This is a genomic window from Cupriavidus sp. 01L46 (assembly GCF_056399905.1).
Genome location: NZ_JBFTSF010000233.1, coordinates 1 through 15,666, shown reverse-complemented (window position 1 = coordinate 15,666; position 15,666 = coordinate 1). Strand labels below are relative to the sequence as shown.

Genomic DNA, 15,666 nt, shown 5'->3' with positions numbered 1-15,666 from the left:
GCGTAATGCGCTGCCAAAGGTCGTCATTCCGGTAGCGTTTGCCGGGCAGTCATGCGACATGCAGGCGATTCGCGCACTGGGCGATGAGTACGGCTTCTCCATCATCGAAGATGCGTCGCATGCGATTGGTGGCCGCTATCTGGGCAAGCCAATCGGTTGTGGCGACTTCGCCGATATCACCGTCTTCAGCTTCCATCCGGTCAAGGTAATCACGACCGCCGAGGGTGGCATGTGTGTCACGCGCCGGAGCGATCTGGCGGAGGCCATGCGCAAGGCGCGTTCGCACGGAATCACGCGCGACCAAGCCGAGATGACGGGCCCTTCGGACGGCGCGTGGTACTACCAGCAAGTTGCGCTTGGGTACAACTACCGCATGACTGACATGCAGGCGGCCCTTGGGGTCAGCCAGATGACGCGTCTGGATGGGTTTGTTGCGCGGCGCCACCAGCTGGCGCGCCGCTATGACGAGTTGCTGGCGGGAGCCGCGTTGACCGTGCCCTTCCAGCATCCCGACGGGCTGTCCGGTCTGCACCTGTATCCGGTGGTGCTGCACGACAGCGCGCGCCGTAAGGCGATATTCGACGGCATGCGTGCTGCCGGCGTGCACGTCAATGTGCATTACATCCCGGTGCACACCCAGCCGTACTACCAAAACCTCGGTTTCCAGGCGGGCGAATACCCGAACGCTGAAGACTACTATGCACGGGCGATCAGCCTGCCGATGTATCCTGGCCTGTCCGAGCAGCAACAGGACTTCGTGACATCCACGTTGCGCGGGTTGCTTGCATGAAGCTGGCGCTGGGAACGGTGCAGTTTGGTCTGCCCTATGGCATCACCAATACCGCGGGCCAGGTCGCCGCGGATGAGGTGACACGTATCCTGCGCAGGGCCCGCGAGCTTGGCCTTGAGGTGCTGGATACCGCGGCGGCGTATGGCGAGAGCGAGCGCGTACTGGGCCGTTGCGGCCGGGATGCGCTCGCCTTTCGGCTCTATACCAAAACCTTGCCAGTTGGCGACGCGGGCATGGACGCCGACGCCATCCGGCGCGTGGTGCAGGGGGTACGCGACTCCTTGCGCAACCTGGGCGTCGAGCGTCTGCATGGCCTGCTGGTGCATCATGCAGGCGATCTGCTTGGCGCAGGCGGGCAGGACTTGCATGCCGCGCTGCTGGAGCTGAAAGCCGAAGGCCTGATTGAGCGGCTCGGCGTGTCAGTCTATAGCGTCGACGAGGCGCGCGAAGCGACGAAGCGTTACCACATCGACGCCATGCAGTTGCCGCTCAACGTTCTCGATCAGTCCTTCGCCACTAGCGGGGAACTCGCCAGACTGAAGCATGCGGGTGTGGAAATCCACACGCGCTCGGCCTTTCTGCAAGGCGTGCTGCTGGCCGAGCAGTTGCCGCCCTTTCTGCACACGCTTGCCCCGGGCTTTGCGCGCTTCCAGGCCGTTTGCGCGCAGGCAGGCATGAGCCAGCTCGAAGGCAGTCTGGCCTTCCTGCGCCAGCAAGGTGTGATCGACCATGTTGTGGTCGGGGTGCTCGATGCAGGGCAACTCGAACAGATCGCAACTGCCTGGCACCGCAGCGCCGCGCACCTCGCTTTCGATTTCACCGCCTGCAATATGGAGTCGTTGCCGGCAATCACGCCATCCAAGTGGCCCGCATTGCAGAAGGAGTTCCAATGACCGTGATGGCACTGCTGCAAGCACGTTCAAGTTCGACCCGACTGCCAGGCAAGGTATTGAAGCCCTTGCTCGGCGAGCCGATGATCCTGCGCCAGATAGAGCGCTTGCGGCGAGCCCGCAATATCGATCGGCTGATGGTGGTGACCAGCGACAGCGCCTCCGACGATGAACTCGCGGCACGCTGTGTAGAGGCAGGCGTGGAAGTGTTCCGCGGTAGTCTCGACGATGTGCTGGATCGCTTCTATTCGGCGGTGAGGGATATCCGGCCGCAGCACGTGGTCCGGCTGACAGCCGACTGCCCCCTGGCCGACCCCGAAGTGATCGACGCCGTGATCGATTTCTATCGCGACGGCGACTTCGACTACGCCAGCAACGTGCTGGAGCCTACCTATCCGGATGGCCTGGATGCCGAGGTGTTCCGGTTCAGCGTGTTGGAGACGATCTGGCAGGAAGCCAGCCTTGCATCCCAGCGCGAGCATGTGACATCTTTCATCTACCAGCATCCGGAGCGCTTCCGGTTGGGGTGCCTCAAGCGCGAGAGCGATCTATCGGCGCTGCGGTGGACGGTCGATGAACCGTCCGACCTCGAGTTTGTCACGGCCGTGTATGGGGCCCTGTATCGCGACAACCCTGCTTTCCTGATGGCTGACGTGCTGCGGCTGCTGGCGCAGCGGCCCGAGTTGATCGAGATCAACGCCGGGCAACTCCGGAATGCAGGCTATGTGAAATCTCTTGTACAAGACGAACTACTACCTCGAAGGGTGTGAACATCATGTCGCAACGATATCAACAGTCTGAAGCCCTGCTTGAACGCGCCCTGCGCACCATCCCGCTTGGTTCGCAAACATTCAGCAAGAGCCGTACGCAGTACCCGTTCGGCGTGTCGCCGTACTTCATCGAGCGCGGGCGCGGCAGTCACGTGTGGGATGTCGATGGCAATGAGTACCTCGACATGATTGGCGCTCTTGCCGCGCTGACGCTTGGGTATTGCGACCCCGACGTGGATGCTGCGGTCAAGGCCCAGTTGGAGGATGGCATCATCTTCTCGCTGCCGCACCGGCTCGAAATGGAGGTGGCAGAGCAGTTGGTGTCGATGGTGCCTTGCGCCGAGAAAGTCCGCTTTGGCAAGAACGGTTCCGACGCAACCGCCGGCGCCGTGCGCGTTGCACGCGCCTTCACCGGCCGCGATCATGTCGCGGTCTGCGGCTATCACGGCTGGCAGGACTGGTACATTGGCACCACCGCGCGTAACCGCGGCGTGCCGCAGGCAACACGCGATCTGTCCCATGCTTGGGCATACAACGATATCGAAAGCCTCGACGCCATTTTCAGGGCGCACCCCGGTCAGGTGGCTGCGGTGATCCTCGAGCCAATGAACGTGGTCGAGCCGGCACCGGGCTTCCTGCAGGCGGTCAAGGAACTGGCGCACAAGCATGGCGCGCTGCTGGTGTTTGACGAGACCATCACGGGATTCCGCTACGCGAATGGCGGCGCCCAGCAACTCTTCGGCGTGACGCCGGACCTGGCTACCTTCGGCAAGGGCCTCGCCAACGGCTATCCTGTGTCTGCCGTTGCAGGCCGGGCCGATGTCATGCAATTGATGGAGGAGATTTTCTTCTCCTTCACCTTTGGCGGAGAAACGCTATCGCTCGCGGCGGCGCTCGCCACCATGAAGAAGCTGGAACGGGAGCCCGTCACCGCAACCCTGGCTCGTCAGGGTCAAGTGGTGATCGATGGCCTGCGCGAACGTATTTCGGCGCTGGGCGCGGAAGACTTTCTCTCTGTGTCTGGCCACCCGAGCTGGAGCTTCCTGCTGATCAAGGACACGGCGCGCTATCCCATGTGGCACCTCAAGACGCTGTTCATGCAGGAGATGCTGGCGCAGGGAGTCCTGACGTTCGGTACTCACAACATGGGGTACAGCCATTCGGACGCCGATATCAGCCGGCTGTTCGCGGCCTACGACCACACGCTGCCAATGATGGTCGAAGCCGTGCGCGATGGCGGTCTCGAGCAGAAGTTGAAGTGTGCTCCGCTTGAGCCTTTGTTCAAGGTGCGCTGAGCATCATGAAGGTCGCGATTCGCGCCGATGCATCTGTGCAGATTGGGTCGGGCCACGTCATGCGTTGCCTGACGCTGGCGGATGTCTTGCGCGAGCGCGGGGCTGAGATTCGCTTCATCACCCGCGCGCATCCAGCTGGCGCGCAAGCGCTGATTGCCAAGCGCGGATACGCGTGCCACCTGCTGCCCGCCCCACAGCTTGCCGGTTCTGTGATGGGGGACCTTGCCCATAGTGCCTGGCTGGGCGTCCCCTGGGAGGACGACCTGGCGCAAAGCGCAGCGGTGCTGGCGGACTGGTCGCCTCAATGGCTGGTTGTGGATCACTATGGTCTCGACTGGCGATGGGAGCAGCCGCTGCGCGGGCTGGTACCTAGCATCCTGGCTATCGACGACCTGGCTGATCGCCGGCACGACTGTGATCTGCTGCTCGACCAGAACTACTATAGTGATCTCGACCAACGCTACGCCACCTTGATTCCTCCGCACTGCACGTGCTTGCTGGGCCCTGGCTATGCCCTCCTGCGCCCCGAGTTCACGGTGGCTGGGCAGGCCTTGCACCGGGGCACGGGGCCGGTTCGGCGCGTGCTGCTGTTCATGGGGGGCATGGACCAGGACAACGCAACCAACATTGCGCTGCGTGGATTGCAGGACTTCGCGAAGGCTGGCATTGCGATCGACGTCGTGCTCGGCGCTGGCGCACCTCACCGCGACCAGGTAGAGGCGCTATGTGAGGGCACGCAGAATGCGCGTCTGCACGTGCAGGTCGACAATATGGCCGAGTTGATGGCGAGCGCTGATCTGGCCATCGGCGCTTGTGGGTCCGCGACTTGGGAGCGCTGCTTCCTTGGGTTGCCGACCATTGCCATCGTGCTGGCGGACAACCAGCGCAGATCGGCCCACGACCTGGCTGCCGCCGGATATATCGTCAACCTGGGCGAAGTCGCTCTGGTGACGCCGGAGAAGGTGGCGCAAGCGGTGGCTGCCTTGATGGCGGACGATGCCGGGCGCCTTGCAATGTCGCGCCGCGCCCTGGGGCTGGCTCGGCGTGAGCCAAGGACTGTGGCCGACCTGATCTACGAAGAGACGCGGTGATGCATAGATTCGACGACTGCGAGTTGCGTCCGATCCGCCCCGGCGACAAGGACATTCTGCTGGCCTGGCGCAACAGCGACCACGTGCGCAGCAATATGTACACGGATCACTTGATTGCGCCTGAGGAGCATGAACGCTGGTTCGCTTCGGCGTTGCAACATCCAAGCGCGCAGTTTGCGGTGTTCGCACTGCGCGGGGTGCCAGTTGGCTTCAGTTCGCTCACCGGCATCAGCCGCGAGCACCAGCGTTGCACCTGGGGTTTCTATCTCGGCGAGCAAGGCCTGCCCAAGGGCACTGGCTCGGCGCTGGGCTATCTGGCGCTGGCCCATGCCTTTGACACGCTTGGAATGTGTCGCCTGGTCGGCCGCGAACACGAGCCATTCCTGATCGCGGAGATGTCCGGAAATCACAACCAGTCGCTCGATCGCGCACTGGAAATCGTCGATGCCGCGGCAGCGTCGGGCGCGCACGCACTGAAGATCCAGACCTATACCGCGGACACCATGACGCTGGATATCCGCGAGCGGGAGTTCTTCATTTCCGATCCGAAGAGCTTGTGGAAGGGCAAGTCGCTGTACGAGTTGTACGATGAAGCGCATACGCCCTGGGATTGGCATGCAGCCATCTTCGAGCGTGCGCGCGGGCACGGCATGATCCCCTTTAGCACGCCCTTCGACGACAGCGCTGTCGATTTCCTGGAAGAACTCGATGTAGCTGTCTACAAGATCGCATCGTTTGAGAACACCGATATTCCCCTGATCCGGAAGGTCGCGCGTACCGGCAAGCCGATGATCATCTCGATCGGCATGGCCAGCATCGCGGAACTCGATCAGAGTGTGCGTGCCGCGCGCGAGGCTGGGTGTAAAGACCTGATTCTTCTGAAGTGCACCAGCACCTACCCAGCTTCTCCCGAAAACACCAATGTCCGCACGATTCCCCACATGCGTGACCTGTTCGGCTGCGAAGTGGGTTTGTCCGACCACACGATGGGCCTTGGCGTATCGGTGGCGAGCGTCGCCATGGGCGCAACGGTGATCGAAAAGCACTTCACGCTGGACCGCGCTGACGGTGGCGTGGATTCGACATTCTCGCTCGAACCCGCCGAATTCCAGGCACTTGTCGTGGAAACCCGCCGCGCCTGGCAGGGATTGGGCGGCGTGAGCTATGGCCCGACTGACGCGGAGAAGAAGTCCCTGGTGTTCCGCCGGTCGCTTTACATCACGCGCGACCTCAAGGCTGGCGAGGTGCTGGACGTCTCCAGCGTGCGGGCGATTCGCCCGGGCTTTGGCCTGGCGCCCAAGCACCTCGACCAGGTGCTCGGCMGGGCAGTGAAGCAGGATGTGAGCCGCGGTACGCCACTTGAGTGGGATCTGCTCGCCTGAGTCCCTTTGCCCCGTTTGCCCCTATAACTATTACTATATGCGTCTCGGTTTCGCCAGTATCTACGCCTATCGCCCACACGTGGAACACGTCTACTTCCTCTCGACGATGATGAAGTCCCGTGGGCATGAGGTGTTCTTTCTAAGCTGCGACAGCGCGCTGTCGGAGTGCTATACCCGCGAATTGCGAGATAACTCGAGTTCGGCCAAGGAGTGTGTGAAATGCACGATGGGCGGCATGCGGTCGTTCGCCTCCGGCTCGGTTGACTCCATGCGCCGCTATCGCGATCCCGCTGGCGCTTCGCAAGCGGGTGATGCCGCGCAGCAGTGGGGCTTCTCCGGTGCCTGCACCATATTGCGCACGGAGAGCAAGATCGACAAGCAGACCGAGGAGTTCCGCGGGCTACATCAGAGGCTCGCCACGGGTGCTGCCGAGGCGTTCGCCGCTGCCTGCCGCTGGATCGAGGATCGCCGGCTGGACGGCATTGTCTGCTTCAACGGTCGCATGGAGGGTCCGCGTGCGTTGCTGGAGGCGGCCAAGGCCAAGGGCATTCCCTTTATTTCGGTGGAGCGTACCTGGTTTGGCGATGGCCTCTTGCTGATCCCTGACCAGAATTGCCTGGCGCTTGGCGAAGTAGGGCGCGTGGTCGGAGAGTACAAGGACAAGCCGCTCACCGAGGCCCAGGCACGGTCCGTTGCCTCGCTGCTGGCTGCTCGGTTCTTGCGCACGAACACGCTCGAGTGGCGAGCCTACAATCGCAATGCGGAGGACCTGGTATGGCCGGCGCAGAGCAATGGCCTGAAGTTGCTGATCACCCCTAGCAGCCTCAACGAGTTCGATGGTCACCCCGACTGGCGAACCAACTGGCCCAACCAGATCGCCGCCCTGGACTTCCTCTTCGATCATCTCGATGTCGATCCGGCGAGCTGCATCCTGCGCTGTCACCCGAACTGGGGTGAGACGATCGGCCTCAGGGACGGCAGTCTCGCCGAGCGCATGTACACGGAATGGGCGCGCCGTCGCGGCGTGCATATCATCGGGAGCGGGGAGCGCGCCAATACCCTGGGGCTGATCGCGCAGGCGGACGCCGTGGTGGTCAACGGCGGCAGTGCCGCCTTCGAGGCTGGCGCCCTGGGCAAGCAGGTGATCGCACTAGGCACGTCGATCTACCAGACTGCTGGCTTCCAGATCCGGCTGTATGGCCCCGAAGATGTTGACAACCTGTCCATGGTCGGCAAGCAGAACCCGGACGAGATCGCACGGCAGGTCTTGCGCTTTGCCTACACGTTCAATTTCCGCTTCAACCAGTATGTGAGCGACATTCGCGCCAGGACGACCACGCAGTATGTCTACAATCCCACGCCTGATGCCAGCCGGCTCGAGCGGTTGCTCCTTACCCGCCGTGTGGAAGCAGACGATGCCGAGGTGGCATCCGACGCCACTGGTGAAGATCGGGTACTGACGCTGCTGCGCGAGAGGCGCTGGGAAGAGTTGCGGGAGGCCCAGAAGCCGATCCCGGAAGAGTACCGCCCGTTACAACGGCGCGGCGTGTTCCGTTACTTGGACGCGATCCGAGAGCGCATGCCGATTGGCGACAGATAATGCAGGCCAGAAGAGTCCGAGAGGTGGAGGCACCATGAGTCGAATTCGAATCTTGACCAAGAGCTTGATGAGCCAGCCTGGCTACACGTTGATGCGCGTGCCGGCCCGGTTCGGTTTCGCTCGCGATACCGTCAGCCGTACCCGCGGACTGTTGCAAGGCCCGGGCCTGCGGCGCTTTCTAGCCGAGCGCGAGGCGCGCCTGGAGCAGAGCGTCTTCAAGGGCATCGATAAAGAGCAGTTTGTGCGGACCCTGGATGCCGATGGCCTTGCATTCGGGTTGAAGATTCCAGGCGAGATGGTGGCGCAGATTCGGCAGTTTGCCGACAGTTCTGCTTGTTTCGCCGACCGGGATCCGGCTCGCGGTTTTCATGCCGAACAGCGCGTGGCAGCGGAATCTGTCCTGGGCAAGCCGATCCTGGTTGCGCAGTACTTCAATACGCAGCAACAGTGCGCCGCGATCCATGCGCTGCGCCACGACCCTCTGCTGGAGTGGATTGCGGCACGTTATATCGGTTCGGTGCCGGCATTTGTCGGCTCCAACCTGTGGTGGACGTTCCCCGTGAAGGCGCGCGAGGAGGATCGATTCAAGCATGCCCATCTCTATCACCGGGATGTCGATTGCTTCCGTTTCTTTAAGTTCTTCTTCTACCTGACGGACGTAGCGCCGGGCGACGGCGCGCACGTCGCCGTGGCAGGCTCGCATCGCCGGCCACCGGTGACGCAGCGCTTCGATGAGTTCAAGGTKCGCCGCTACACGGATGCAGAAATCGACCAGACCTACGACCGCTCTGTGATCAAGGAGATCTGCGGGGAAGCGGGGACTGGCTTTGCCGAGAATACCCTGTGTATCCACAAGGGGCGCACCCCGGTTCACCAAGCGAGATTGCTCCTGCAACTGCAGTTTGCCATGTTCGATTACGGCGTGATGCACGACCAGCGCCGTGAGCAGGACCTGAGCTTGATGGTTTAACCAATCTGCATTTCAGGCGACATCTCCCATCCGATCTGAGCAAGGCCATGGTCACTCGCGGAGGGACGCACAACCGCGATCATCCATGAGCTACAAGAGAAACCTCGGGACAACTTGCTTGAACGGCTTTGCGGCCATCTTGATGATGGGCCGCATGCTTGCCTACGCCAAGCTGCTGACAGTCCCGGAATTCGGGACGTTGAGCGTCGGGCTGCTGATCTCGGCTTCGCTTGCCATGGTCAATGCCTTCGGGCTGTATCTGCTGATGCAGCGTGATCTCCCGTACCTGTTCGCAGCCAGGCGAGTGACGCGTGGCATGATCATGATGTGCGAGGTGACACTGGTCACCGTGCTTTGCGCGATGCCGCTGCTCGGGCTCAGCGCGACTGGCATGTCGCTTGCCGGTGGAGCGGGCGCCTTGCTTGCGCTGGCTGCGGTGCACGGGCTGACCAATCAGTTGTTTGGCATTGTCTCGACAGAAAGCAAGAGCCGGTTGCTGCAGACCGAGTTCTCGGTGACGCTGTTCTCGCGCAGTTGTGTGGTCTCGGTGGCGGGGCTTCTGACCGCAGTCAGGATTGGCAGTGCCGAGGCGATCCTCGTCGCGGAAATCCTGGCTACGACCGTCATGATCGGTATCGTGACAATGCGCGCCGGCCTTCGCTACGGGAGGGCATCTTTCCGTTTGCCGATATTGGCACTGCGCCATTTCCGCCACTCCGAGTGGCGTGCAGCAGGAGCGCTGTTCGTCAGCGTCATCCTGGCGTTCCTGATGCAGAATTCCGATCGCTGGCTTGCCGCGGGCGCGCTGGATAAGCCCGCGTTTGCTGAATTTGCTTTCGCCTGGACGCTGCTATCGATGGCCTCTACCTTTCAGGTCACGGTCAATGCGAACCTGTTCCCGAGCCTGGCGGCGCAAATCTACCATCAGGGGGCGCAGGCAGTGCGGGAGCGCACCGGCAAGACCTCGCTGGGTTTCCTGCTCGTGCTGGGCATACTTGCCGTGCCGGGGTACTTGATGATCCGTTGGGGCATCGACGCTTATTTCCCTCAGTATCTGGGTGTGTTGGCCTATATTCCGTTGTTCCTGGCGGCGGCGGCATTCCGCGCCTCCGATTTCTGGGCCAATTATTTTGTGATTTCGGGGAAGACGAGGATTCTGTTCGCCTGTCAGATCGCAGTCCTGCTGGGTTCCTTGCTGGTGTGGGCCGTGACGTCCTGCTATCCGGCGATGCCGCTGCTGATGCGCTTGTCGATTCTCACTTTGACACTTGCTGCCCTCTCTTTCTGCTTCGGTCTTGTCGCCGCGCGGGTAGGAGGGAAAATGAAATGATGATCAGATTATTGAAAAGATCCTTCCTGTGGCGCTGGTGGGTGGCAATCCACTTTCTGCGCKATGGCGTGCGGGTCGATCCGCGCGCCACGTTCTTGTCGTCGCTGTCCCAGGTCAAGCTCGGGCGTGGCACGAGGATTTCCAGGGATGTCATCGTCAATCTTGGGGGCGGGGGGCAACTCGATATGGCGCGTGGCACCTGGCTATCGCACGGCGTCGAAATCGAGTCGGAGGGCCGTATCCTTATCGGCGAGGGCACCACCATTCAGCGGCGCTGCTCGCTGAATGGAACGATAACGATCGGCCGCGGGTGCATTTTCGCCCCGAATGTTTTTGTTTCCTCGGGGGCGCATATCTTTGCCGCATGGCCCGAGCTGCCGATTCGCGAGCAGGAAGCGAGGTATGCTGCACTGCCGCCACATGAGCGTCCCGCCGGTTTTGAAGACAAACCGGTTGAAATCGGCGATGACTGCTGGATCGGGGTGAATGTTGCGATCATGCCCGGTGTGAGGATTGGACGTGGATGCGTGATTGGGGCCAACTCCGTGGTGACCAGGTCGTTACCGGAATATTCAATCGCGGTCGGGGCACCCGCAGTCGTGAAATCCAAGAGGATGGCATGAACACGTCACGCGAACCCCGATTCCAACAGTGGGTCCAGGCTGCCGCGATCGTAGGCATCTTCTCGATCTACTACCTGTACTACTTTACCAACTTCAAGGATGGCGACGTGGATGATGTACCCGCGTTTATTGYCATCGCCAAACTGTGCGCGTTCAGCCTGTTCACGCTGTGCCTTTTGCCGTTCCGCGTCTCGGACCGCTATCAGGATGACCTTCTGCTGGTGCCGTTGCTGGCCCTGTGCGGCATCAGCTATGGCTTGGCGGTGGCTGCCGGCTATGACCAGCCAACCGCGCTGTTCCTCAATGCGCTGATTTTCCTGCCAGTGCTGTTCTCGGCAAGGATGAGCGAGCAGGGAATTCTGTCGGCGCTTAAGCTGGTCAAGGACATTATCCTGGTGCAGTGCCTTGTGGGTTTCGTGCTGCGCTATCTCGAAATCGACCTGTGGACGGGAGGGGCCGTTTCCGGTGGTGTCGGCAATCCAAGCTCATTTGGTTTGCTTTGCTGCATTTCCTATCTTTACGTCGATACTTTTGCGCGCCGGTGGTCGGCCGAGATCGCCGAGAAGCTGGTGTTGGCACTTGGCGCGGTGGCCACCAATTCCGTCTTTTCGCTGATGACGATGGCCTGCATTGTTCTGCTGGTGGAAATAAAGAACAAGAGACTTGGCTTCCTGCTCATGTGTTTCGTGCCGGCACTGGCCGCCGCTGGCTTCTTCGTACTGCAAGCGGAAGCCGAGGGAAAGCCTTCCTTCCTGGTTCACAAGATTCTCGCCGTGCTCAACTTCGTAGGCCTGGTGGACTATGACGTGACCGCCGGCATCACGGGCGGGCGGATCGCCGATCATCTGAATCTCCTGGCCGGATACGTCGAGGAACCCGCTTCCATGTTGTGGGGGCATATGGGCTCAACGGTGTACCGGGCTGCGGACAGCCAGTACGTCAGTTACCTGGCTTCCTTCGGCATACCGCTTACCCTGCTTTTTGTGCTCGTCAACCTGAAGATCTATTTTTCCTCGAAAAGCCAGCAGACGCCGGAAGCTGTGTTCTTGCGGGGATGCATGCTGATTTTCTTGTTCAATTTCTTTGTCAATAGAATATTGGATTATTTTCCGATGACCTTTATCTATCTGATAGTGGTAATCGGTCTCTCCCGCGGTGCGGCGTCGGTGTCGACGTCGACTAAACACGTTCAATCATGAAAGTATGGATCGTTAATCCCTATGGCAGCCTGCCGGGCGAAGCGTGGCGGGAATACCGCAGCTCGATGCTCGCAGAGGCTTTCGCCCGTGCTGGTCACGAGGTGACCTGGTGGCTCTCGAATTTTGAGCACCGCTCCAAGAAATTCCGCAGTGAGGGATATAGCGAGCAGCGCCTCGACACGGGTGTCAACGTACGGATCGTGCCCACCACACCGTACAGCAGTCACGTCTCGGTGGCGCGCATCCGCAGCGAACGCACCTTTGCACGAAATCTCGCGCAACGCGTGCAAGCCAATCCCCAGGACAAGGCCGATATGATCGTCTTGGCCGAACCCTCGATCTTCTACGGCAAATATATTGTCGAGACGGCGCGCAGCATCGGGGCCAAGTTGGTCGCCGACATCATCGACATCTGGCCAGAGGTCTTTGCCATGATCTTGCCGAAGCCGCTCAGAGCGTTCGACCGCGTGCTGCTGGCGCCGTTRTACCTCAGGCGGGCGGCCATTCTTCGCGCATGCGACGGAATCGTGGGCGTGTCGGAGGACTACCGCGACATCGGCGTGCGCTCGGCGCCCGCGGTGCCGTCCGCGGTGTCGTACTGGGGCGTGGATGTCGCCGCCATGCGGGCGGCAATGGCGAACGAGAACGGCGGCGTGCTCCGCAAGCTAGGGCTGGACGACAAGAAGCCCGRCGAAGTCTGGGTGATCTATGCAGGCACCCTCGGCGCCGGCTATGACATGGAGTCGATTCTCAGGGCTGCGCGCTCGGACCGGCTGCGCGGCAAACCGGTGAAATTCCTGTTCGCCGGCGACGGGCCGCAACGCCCCTTGCTCGAATCCGCCTGCGCCGAGCCCGATGGCAATGTGGTCTACCTGGGGCGACTGGACCCGGACGATCTCAACCTGATGTACAAGTACTGCGATATCGGGCTGAGCACGTACCTCGCGCATTCGACGGTGTCGATGCCTATCAAGTTCTATGACTATCTGGCGGCCGGCGTTGCCACCGTTAATTCACTGGAGCGTGAAATCCAGCGTCTGATCGCCAGCCATCAGCTCGGGCGGCAGTACGTGCCGGGCGACGCGGATTCGCTCGCCGCCGCGATCGAGGCGCTTGCCGGTGATCGCGCGCTGCTCGAAACCTGCAAGGCGAATTCCGCTTCGCTTGCGCCGCGCTTCGACCAGTACTTGCAGCACGACGCGTTCGTGCGCTTTGCCGAAACGCTGCGCTGAGGACAGGCTATGTTCCGTAGACTCTACCTGTCTCCCGCCGGCTACGCGATCTCGGTCGTGCTGAACCTGCTGGGCATGCTGTTGCGCCCGTTCATGGTCTATGGCTATTTTTCACGTCGGGAAGGGCGGTTCCTGCGTTTCACCCGTGTGAGTTCCAGCGCCAAGATCCTGAACGAGCGCGATCTGGTCATTGGGGATCATTGCTGGATTGGCCCCCATTGCCTGATCGATGCCAGCGGCGGCGTGGAGATTGGCGAGGGGGTACAGATCAGCTCGCTGAACGCCGTGCTGTCCCATAGCAGCCACGTCTCGATACGCCTGCTGGGAAGGCATTTCATCTCGACACCGACGCCTCAGCGTACTGGATTCATCCAGGCGCCGGTCGTGATCGGAGACTTTACTTTTGTAGGGAGCGGCGCGATCATTCTGCCGGGCACGCGAATCGGCAAGGGCTGTGTGATCGGCGCCGGCAGCGTTGTCCGTGGGGAGATCCCGGATCATTCCGTCGTCGTGGGCAATCCGGGGCGGATCGTTGGCACGACCGAGAAATACGATCTCGAGTTTGTTCAGAGCAGCGGCCTCGATAACACCTTTTTTGACCCCGACCGGCTCGCGGAACTGCGCCGGGTAGCGCAGTCTGGCGCCACACAATAGATCGTCGGCATTGGACAGGCGCCGGCACCTGAGGTGCCAGGCGCATCTTGCGACGCGGACTTGCTTGCCGCCCCCCTAATTGATGCATCTAAGCCAAAGGATGGCTTCACCATGAATAGTAGTTTTCTTCCCTTTGCACAGCCGGAAATCGGCGAAGAAGAGATCGCCGAAGTCGTGGCGACGCTGCGTTCGGGCTGGGTTACCACCGGCCCGAAGACCAAGCAGTTCGAAGCGGACTTCGCCGCTTTCCTGGGCGGTGGTGTAGAAGCCATCGCCGTGAATTCCGCCACCGCAGGCCTGCACCTCGCGCTGGAAGCGGTGGGCGTCGGCCCCGGCGATGAGGTGATTACCACCACCCACACATTCACGGCCACGGCAGAGGTGATCCGCTACCTGGGCGCGGATCCGGTATTTGTCGACGTTAGCGCGCAAACGCTCTGCATTGATGTGGATGCCATCGAAAAGGCCATCACGCCGCGCACGCGCGCGATCATGCCTGTGCATTTCGGCGGCCGCGCTGCGGATATGGGGCGCATTATCGCCATTGCCAAGAAGCACGGCCTGCGTGTCGTCGAGGACGCCGCGCACGCTCTGCCCGCCACTAGCGACGGCCAGTTGGTAGGAACCCTGGACACCGATGCCACCGTGTTCAGCTTCTACGCCAACAAGACGATCACGACCGGCGAAGGCGGGATGGTGGTGACGCGCGACCCGGAGATTGCCAAGCGCGCCAAGATCATGCGGCTGCACGGTATCAGCCGGGATGCTTTCGACCGTTTCGTGTCCACTGCGCCAAGCTGGTACTACGAAATCGTCGCGCCGGGGTTCAAGTACAACATGACGGACGTCGCTTCCGCCATCGGTATCCATCAGTTGAAGAAGGCAAACGCTTTMCATCAGCGCCGCGCCGCCATCGCCGCCCGCTACGACGAGGCGCTGGCAGATCTGCCGCTGGTTTTGCCGCCGCACGCACAAACGGGTGATATTCATTCCTGGCATTTGTACGTGATTCAGTTGGCCGAAGGTGCGCCTTGCAGCCGGGACGCTCTGATTGACCATCTGTTCAAGCAGGGCATTGGCTGTAGCGTCCACTACATTCCGCTTCATCTTCAGCCGTACTGGCGCGACCAGTATCACCTGACGCCGGAAATGTTCCCCGTCAGCCAGCGCGTCTACGAGCGCACGCTCACTTTGCCGCTATACACGCGTATGCGTGACGAAGATGTGGAGCGGGTGATCAAGTCGGTCCGGGACGCGTTCAACTGATGCTTATCAAAAGGCTCTTTGACCTCGTCGCCAGCGCGGCGGGGTTGCTTCTGCTGGCGCCGGTATTCGCCGTGATCGCCATCGTCATCAAGCGCGAATCGGCGGGCCCGGTTTTCTTCCGGCAGGAGCGAGTGGGCTTGCACGGCCGCACGTTCCGCATTCATAAGTTCCGGACCATGGTGACCTCGGGAGAGGGCAGGGGACCCCTGATCACCGTGGGTGCGGACCGGCGTATCACGAGAAGTGGTGCCTTCCTGCGCAAGTACAAACTGGACGAACTGGCACAACTKATCGACGTGTTTATCGGCAGCATGAGCCTGGTGGGACCGCGGCCCGAAGTGCCCAAGTACGTGGCGCTCTATCCCGCGGGTATTCGCGAGACTGTCTTGAGCGTGAGACCGGGGATTACCGATCTCGCTTCGATTGAATACAGGGACGAGAACACGCTGCTGGGCAAGAGCGCGGACCCGGAGCGGACCTACGTCGAAGAAGTAATGCCCGCGAAACTGCGGTACTGCGTCGAGTATGTCCAGAAGCGATCGCTCTGGCTGGATTTGCGCATCATCTACAGGAC

15 protein-coding genes are annotated in these 15,666 nt (G+C 61.4%); all 15 read left to right on the top strand.

Annotated elements, in window-relative coordinates; translation table 11 throughout:
- Positions 1–790: DegT/DnrJ/EryC1/StrS family aminotransferase (locus tag AC1DS3_RS29180; RefSeq protein WP_477128472.1), on the top strand; the 790-nt coding region annotated here is incomplete at its 5' end.
- The gene (locus AC1DS3_RS29175; RefSeq protein WP_441633383.1) at positions 787–1,683 is read left to right on the top strand and encodes an aldo/keto reductase; all 897 of its coding nucleotides are present in this window, start codon (positions 787–789) and stop codon (positions 1,681–1,683) included. The genes AC1DS3_RS29180 and AC1DS3_RS29175, both read left to right, overlap by 4 nt.
- Positions 1,680–2,450 (top strand): cytidylyltransferase domain-containing protein, encoded by a 771-nt coding sequence (locus tag AC1DS3_RS29170; protein WP_441633385.1) that lies wholly within the window; start codon positions 1,680–1,682, stop codon positions 2,448–2,450. Before AC1DS3_RS29175 ends, AC1DS3_RS29170 begins: the two co-directional genes overlap by 4 nt.
- Positions 2,451–2,455: 5 nt before the next feature.
- A complete protein-coding gene (locus AC1DS3_RS29165; RefSeq protein ID WP_441633387.1) occupies positions 2,456–3,745 on the top strand; it encodes an aminotransferase class III-fold pyridoxal phosphate-dependent enzyme in 1,290 nt (429 codons plus the stop codon).
- 5 nt (positions 3,746–3,750) lie between these two features.
- Complete coding sequence (gene pseG / locus AC1DS3_RS29160) at positions 3,751–4,836, top strand: UDP-2,4-diacetamido-2,4,6-trideoxy-beta-L-altropyranose hydrolase (protein WP_477128471.1); 1,086 nt, start codon at positions 3,751–3,753, stop codon at positions 4,834–4,836.
- The gene (pseI, locus tag AC1DS3_RS29155) at positions 4,836–6,218 is read left to right on the top strand and encodes a pseudaminic acid synthase (RefSeq protein ID WP_477128470.1); all 1,383 of its coding nucleotides are present in this window, start codon (positions 4,836–4,838) and stop codon (positions 6,216–6,218) included. Before pseG ends, pseI begins: the two co-directional genes overlap by 1 nt.
- 79 nt (positions 6,219–6,297) lie before the next feature.
- Positions 6,298–7,818 (top strand): hypothetical protein, encoded by a 1,521-nt coding sequence (locus AC1DS3_RS29150; RefSeq protein WP_441633393.1) that lies wholly within the window; start codon positions 6,298–6,300, stop codon positions 7,816–7,818.
- 52 nt (positions 7,819–7,870) lie between these two features.
- Complete coding sequence (locus AC1DS3_RS29145) at positions 7,871–8,788, top strand: phytanoyl-CoA dioxygenase family protein (protein WP_477128469.1); 918 nt, start codon at positions 7,871–7,873, stop codon at positions 8,786–8,788.
- Between the two features lie 85 nt (positions 8,789–8,873).
- Entirely contained in the window at positions 8,874–10,118 is a 1,245-nt protein-coding gene (locus tag AC1DS3_RS29140) for a polysaccharide biosynthesis protein (protein WP_441633397.1), read from the top strand.
- Positions 10,115–10,741 carry an acyltransferase gene (locus AC1DS3_RS29135; RefSeq protein ID WP_477128468.1) on the top strand — a complete coding sequence of 209 codons (627 nt, stop codon included), beginning with the start codon at positions 10,115–10,117 and terminating at the stop codon, positions 10,739–10,741. The genes AC1DS3_RS29140 and AC1DS3_RS29135 overlap by 4 nt, the downstream gene beginning before the upstream one ends.
- Positions 10,738–11,940: a hypothetical protein gene (locus AC1DS3_RS29130; protein WP_477128467.1), complete on the top strand. Its 1,203-nt coding sequence runs from the start codon at positions 10,738–10,740 to the stop codon at positions 11,938–11,940. The genes AC1DS3_RS29135 and AC1DS3_RS29130 overlap by 4 nt, the downstream gene beginning before the upstream one ends.
- A complete protein-coding gene (locus AC1DS3_RS29125; protein WP_477128466.1) occupies positions 11,937–13,172 on the top strand; it encodes a glycosyltransferase family 4 protein in 1,236 nt (411 codons plus the stop codon). The genes AC1DS3_RS29130 and AC1DS3_RS29125 overlap by 4 nt, the downstream gene beginning before the upstream one ends.
- Before the next feature lie 9 nt (positions 13,173–13,181).
- On the top strand, positions 13,182–13,826 hold the full coding sequence (locus AC1DS3_RS29120) for an acyltransferase (RefSeq protein WP_441633404.1): 645 nt from the start codon (positions 13,182–13,184) through the stop codon (positions 13,824–13,826).
- Positions 13,827–13,937: 111 nt separating this feature from the next.
- A complete protein-coding gene (locus tag AC1DS3_RS29115; RefSeq protein WP_477128465.1) occupies positions 13,938–15,092 on the top strand; it encodes a DegT/DnrJ/EryC1/StrS family aminotransferase in 1,155 nt (384 codons plus the stop codon).
- Positions 15,092–15,666: sugar transferase (locus tag AC1DS3_RS29110; RefSeq protein ID WP_477128464.1), on the top strand; the 575-nt coding region annotated here is incomplete at its 3' end. The genes AC1DS3_RS29115 and AC1DS3_RS29110, both read left to right, overlap by 1 nt.

Excerpts from the sequence above, each read along its gene's own strand:
- AC1DS3_RS29175 (WP_441633383.1), top strand. The coding sequence starts at position 787 with ATGAAGCTGGCGCTGGGAACGGTGCAGTTTGGTCTGCCCTATGGCATC.
- AC1DS3_RS29140 (WP_441633397.1), top strand. The coding sequence starts at position 8,874 with ATGAGCTACAAGAGAAACCTCGGGACAACTTGCTTGAACGGCTTTGCG.
- pseG (WP_477128471.1), top strand. The coding sequence starts at position 3,751 with ATGAAGGTCGCGATTCGCGCCGATGCATCTGTGCAGATTGGGTCGGGC.
- AC1DS3_RS29170 (WP_441633385.1), top strand. The coding sequence starts at position 1,680 with ATGACCGTGATGGCACTGCTGCAAGCACGTTCAAGTTCGACCCGACTG.
- AC1DS3_RS29120 (WP_441633404.1), top strand. The coding sequence starts at position 13,182 with ATGTTCCGTAGACTCTACCTGTCTCCCGCCGGCTACGCGATCTCGGTC.
- AC1DS3_RS29165 (WP_441633387.1), top strand. The coding sequence starts at position 2,456 with ATGTCGCAACGATATCAACAGTCTGAAGCCCTGCTTGAACGCGCCCTG.